We start from the raw sequence: 4890 nt of genomic DNA on the forward strand, positions 1-4890 counted from the left end.
GGCGTCGCGGCACCCGGCCTGATCCGACAGGCCCGCCCTGGTACCGCGAGGTCAACGCCGAAGGGCGCCACCGTCGTTGACGGTGGCGCCCTTCGGGTCTCGCGGCTCAGATCTCGCCGCGCAGCTTGGCCAGCGCCTCGGCGAGGATCGCCTCGCCGTCGGCGTCGGTGCGCCGCTCGCGGACGTAGGCGAGGTGGGTCTTGTACGGCTCGTTGCGCGAGGGGGCGGGCGGGTTGTGCTCGTCCTGCCCGGCCGGGAAGCCGCAGCGCGGGCAGTCCCAGGTGTCCGGGATGACGGCTTCGGCGGCGAAGCTGGGCTTGGTCTCGTGCTTGTTGGCACACCAGAAGGAGATCCGGTTGCGGGGGGCGGACTCGCCGCGCTCCGCCTCGCCCATCGGGCCGGCTCCGACCCTGCTGCCACGGATGGCGTTGCCACTTGCCACGGTCTGACTCCCTGCGTGCTGGTACGCCGACCCGCCGCGGTGCGCGTCGGTGGCGAAAGTCGTCCTAGTGTAAGCAGGAGTTAAGGGTGCGCCACCATCGCCTCCGCCCCCGACCGTCCCAGGATAGGCGCTCGGGCGACGGGGCGTCAGGCTTGTGCGGGCTCCGGTACCAGCGGGGGTGTCCGACCGGGACTAGCCCTTGTACTTGAGCAGCAGGCTCAGCACGATGATGGACGCGAACCAGCCCAGGCCGACCACGATCGTGATGCGGTCGAGGTTGCGCTCGGCCACCGCGGAGCCGCCGCCGGTGGACATCGCGCCACCGCCGAACATGTCGGACAGGCCGCCGCCCTTCCCCTTGTGCAGCAGCACGAGCAGGATCATCAGCAGGCTGAAGATGATCAGGGCAATCGAGAACCCGAGAACCACGACGGGACCAACTCTCTCGTATCTTCGGCGAAGGGGCCGGGCCGCTTCCGGCGGTCCGGCCCCAAAGCCTACGTTGCTGCGGCGGCGTTAGCCTACTGCCTGGTCACGGTAGCGCACGATCTTGGCGAACTCGGCGGCGTCCAGCGAGGCACCGCCGATCAGGCCGCCGTCGATGTCGGGCTTGGCCATCAGGCCGGCCGCGCTCGACGACTTGACCGAACCGCCGTACAGCACGCGGACCTTGTCGGCCAGCGCGCCGTCGTACAGCTCGGCGATCCGCTTGCGGATGGCGGCGCAGACCTCCTGCGCGTCCTCCGGGGTGGCCACCTCGCCGGTGCCGATCGCCCAGACCGGCTCGTACGCGATCACGACGGTCTCGGCCTGCTCGGCCGGGACGTCCTTGAGGCCGCCGTCCAGCTGGGCCAGCGTGTGCTCGACGTGGGTGCCGGCCTTGCGGACCTCCAGCGGCTCGCCGATGCACAGGATCGGGGTGATCCCGGCCCGGTAGGCGGCCTTGACCTTGGCGTTGACGATCTCGTCGGTCTCGGCGTGGTACTGGCGGCGCTCGGAGTGGCCGATCACCGCGTAGGTGCAGCGCAGCTTGGCCAGCATCGGGCCGGAGACCTCGCCGGTGTAGGCGCCGGAGTCGTGCTCCGAGATGTCCTGCGAGCCGTACTTGATCTTCAGCTTGTCCGTCTCGACCAGCGTCTGCACCGAGCGCAGGTCGGTGAACGGGGTCAGGACGGCGACCTCGACGGCCGCGTAGTCCTTGTCGTTCAGGGTGAAGGCGAGCTTCTGGGTGTGCTGGATGGCCTCGAGGTGGTTGAGGTTCATCTTCCAGTTGCCCGCCATGAGCGGGAGACGTTCGGTCATTGCGTTCAGCCTTCCAGGGCGGTGAGACCCGGGAGCTGCTTGCCCTCCAGGTACTCCAGGCTCGCGCCACCGCCGGTCGAGATGTGTCCAAAGGCGTTCTCGTCGAAGCCCAGGATGCGGACGGCCGCGGCGGAGTCGCCGCCGCCGACCACGGTGAAGCCGGGGCTGTCGAGCAGCGCCTGCGCGACGGCCTTGGTGCCGTTGGCGTAGTCGGGGTGCTCGAAGACGCCCATCGGGCCGTTCCAGAACACCGTGCCGGCGTCGGCCAGCTTCGCCGCGTACAGCTCGCGGGTCTTCGGGCCGATGTCCAGGCCCTCCTTGTCCGCCGGGATGGCGTCCGAGGCGACGAGGTCCGGGTTGGCCGGGGTCTTGCCCTTGAGGTCGGGGAACTCGGCGGAGACCAGGACGTCGACCGGCAGGACGAACTCGACGCCCCGCTTCTCGGCCTCGGCCAGGTACTCCAGGCAGCGGTCCTTCTGGTCCGCCTGGAGCAGCGAGATGCCGACCTCGTGGCCCTTGGCCGCGAGGAAGGTGTACGCCATGCCGCCGCCGATCAGGATGCGGTCGGCCTTCTTCAGCAGGTTGTCGATCACACCGAGCTTGTCGGACACCTTGGCGCCGCCGAGCACGACGACGTACGGCCGCGCGACCTCGTCGGTGAGCTTCTTCAGCACGCCGACCTCGGTGGCGATCAGGTCGCCGGCGGCGTGCGGCAGCAGGGCCGGGAGGTCGAACACCGAGGCGTGCTTGCGGTGCACGGCGCCGAAGCCGTCACCGACGTAGGCGTCGGCCAGGGCGGCCAGCTGCTGGGCGAAGGCCTTGCGCTCGGCGTCGTCCTTGCTGGTCTCGCCGGCGTTGAAGCGCAGGTTCTCCAGCAGCGCGACCTGGCCGTCGGCCAGCGCGGCGACGGTGGCCGCGGCGCTCTCGCCCACCGTGTCGGCGGCGAAGGCGACGCTCGTGCCGAGGATCTCGCCGAGGCGCACGGCCACCGGCGCGAGGGAGAACTTCGCCTCCGGCTCGCCCTTCGGGCGGCCGAGGTGGGAGGCGACGACGACCTTCGCACCGCGCTCCAGGAGCTTGGCGATGGTCGGGGCGACGGCGCGGATGCGGCCGTCGTCGGTGATCGTGCTGCCGTCCAGCGGCACGTTCAGGTCGGCGCGGACGAAGACGCGCTTGCCGGCGACGTCGAGGTCTTCGATGGTCTTCACGGGTTCTTCGGTCTCCTGGGGAGATGGGGATGCGCAGAGAGGCGGCACGGCGCAGGGGCCGCCTGGATTGTTCTTGTACGCAGAACGAGGGCCCGGTCGGCATGGTGCGCCGTCCGGGCCCTCGCCCTCACATCACGTCAGCTCCCACTGCGTCAGAGCTGGCCACCGACGAGGGTGGTCAGGTTGACGAGGCGGTTCGAGTAGCCCCACTCGTTGTCGTACCAGCCGAGCACCTTGACCTGGTTGCCCTGGACCATGGTCAGCTGGGAGTCGAAGATGCAGGAGGCCGGGTCGTTGACGATGTCCGAGGAGACGATCGGGTCCTCGGTGTAGGTCAGGATGCCCGCGAGCGGACCCTCCTGCGAGGCCTTCTGGAAGGCCGCGTTGACCTCGTCCTTGGTCACCTCGCGCTCCAGGGTGACGACCAGGTCCGTGATGGAGCCGGTCGGGACCGGGACGCGCAGCGAGGTGCCGTCCAGCTTGCCCTTGAGCTCCGGCAGGACCAGGGCGGTCGCCTTGGCGGCACCGGTCGAGGTCGGGATGATGTTCTGCGACGCGGCGCGGGCGCGGCGCAGGTCCTTGTGCGGGAAGTCCAGCGTCACCTGGTCGTTGGTGAAGGCGTGGACCGTGGTCATCAGGCCCTTGACGATGCCGAAGCTCTCGTTCAGCACCTTCGCCATCGGCGCCACGCAGTTGGTGGTGCAGGAGGCGTTGGAGATGATGTCGTGGCTGGCGGCGTCGTACTTGTCGTCGTTGACGCCCATCACGATGGTGACGTCCTCGTCGGTGGCGGGCGCCGAGATGATGACCTTCTTGGCGCCGGCGGCGAGGTGCTTCTTCGCGGCCTCGGCCTTGGTGAAGATGCCGGTGGACTCGACGACGATGTCGGCGCCCAGGGCGGCCCACGGCAGGTTCGCCGGGTCGCGCTCGGCCGTCACCTTGAAGGTGTGGCCGTCGACGGTGATGCTGTCCTCGGTGTGCGAGACCTCGCCCGGGAAGGTGCCCAGGGTGGTGTCGTACTTCAGCAGGTGAGCCAGGGTCTTCGTGTCAGTCAGGTCGTTGACACCGACGATCTCGATGTCCGCGCCCTGGGCCTTGACCGCGCGGAAGAAGTTGCGGCCGATGCGGCCGAATCCGTTGATGCCTACCCGGATCGTCACGAACCGATCTCCTCGTTAGGTACGCCGGAGCTAAGCCGACGGGGGTGAGATTTGGGAAGTCCCCGACCGCCTATGACCCTACCCCTCCGGGGCCTGGGAGGGCACATCGCACCGATTCGCGAGACCTGGCGTGGCGTGCCCCAAACCCCATTTCAGGCCTTCCGTCCTTGACCCGGAGGGCAGTTGGTCCCGGGCCAGTGGTCTCTACCAATTTGCCAAGTCGGGCCACTTCGGCATGGACATGCGCGGACCCGTCCGGACACGACGGCGGCCGGTGCCCGGAATCCGGACACCGGCCGCGAATCGGTCACGAACCGTGATCGTCAGGTCGTCAGTTGAGCGCCATCTCGTCGGTCAGGTTCGCCTCGGTGCTCGGCAGGCCGAGCTCGGAGGCGCGCTTGTCGGCCATCGCCAGCAGGCGGCGGATCCGGCCGGCCACCGCGTCCTTGGTCAGCGGCGGGTCGGCGAGCGCGCCGAGCTCCTCCAGCGAGGCCTGCTTGTGCTGCATCCGCAGCTGGCCGGCCGCGGCCAGGTGCTCGGGCACCTCGTCGCCGAGGATCTCCAGCGCACGGGCCACCCGGGCGCCGGCCGCGACCGCGGCACGGGCCGAGCGGCGCAGGTTGGCGTCGTCGAAGTTGGCGAGGCGGTTGGCGGTGGCCCGGACCTCGCGCCGCATCCGGCGCTCCTCCCAGGCGAGCACCGACTCGTGCGCGCCGAGGCGCGTCAGCAGCGCGCCGATCGCGTCACCGTCCCGGATGACGACCCGGTCCACCCCGCG

At 69.8% G+C, this 4890-nt stretch carries 6 protein-coding genes; all 6 read right to left on the bottom strand.

The window, feature by feature from the left end:
- Nucleotides 1-106 precede the first annotated feature (106 nt).
- On the bottom strand, nt 107-442 hold the full coding sequence (locus tag AB0O00_RS07900; RefSeq protein ID WP_082598926.1) for an RNA polymerase-binding protein RbpA: 336 nt from the start codon (nt 440-442) through the stop codon (nt 107-109).
- A 192-nt stretch (nt 443-634) separates the two neighbouring features.
- Nucleotides 635-871 carry a preprotein translocase subunit SecG gene (gene secG / locus AB0O00_RS07905; protein WP_030238415.1) on the bottom strand — a complete coding sequence of 79 codons (237 nt, stop codon included), beginning with the start codon at nt 869-871 and terminating at the stop codon, nt 635-637.
- A gap of 87 nt (nt 872-958) precedes the next feature.
- A complete protein-coding gene (tpiA, locus tag AB0O00_RS07910; protein ID WP_359960816.1) occupies nt 959-1744 on the bottom strand; it encodes a triose-phosphate isomerase in 786 nt (261 codons plus the stop codon).
- 5 nt (nt 1745-1749) lie between these two features.
- On the bottom strand, nt 1750-2952 hold the full coding sequence (locus AB0O00_RS07915; protein ID WP_363649270.1) for a phosphoglycerate kinase: 1203 nt from the start codon (nt 2950-2952) through the stop codon (nt 1750-1752).
- Between the two features lie 152 nt (nt 2953-3104).
- Nucleotides 3105-4112, bottom strand: a complete 1008-nt coding sequence (gene gap, locus AB0O00_RS07920; protein ID WP_363649272.1) for a type I glyceraldehyde-3-phosphate dehydrogenase — start codon at nt 4110-4112, stop codon at nt 3105-3107.
- Between the two features lie 331 nt (nt 4113-4443).
- Nucleotides 4444-4890 (bottom strand): DNA-binding protein WhiA (gene whiA, locus AB0O00_RS07925; protein WP_363649274.1); only part of this gene is annotated, 447 nt, incomplete at its 5' end.

The sequence above is a fragment of the Kitasatospora sp. NPDC093558 genome, from assembly GCF_040683475.1.
In the GTDB taxonomy this organism is placed as follows: domain Bacteria; phylum Actinomycetota; class Actinomycetes; order Streptomycetales; family Streptomycetaceae; genus Kitasatospora.

Coding starts and splice junctions, on each gene's coding strand:
- tpiA (WP_359960816.1), bottom strand. CDS start 1,744: ATGACCGAACGTCTCCCGCTCATGGCGGGCAACTGGAAGATGAACCTC.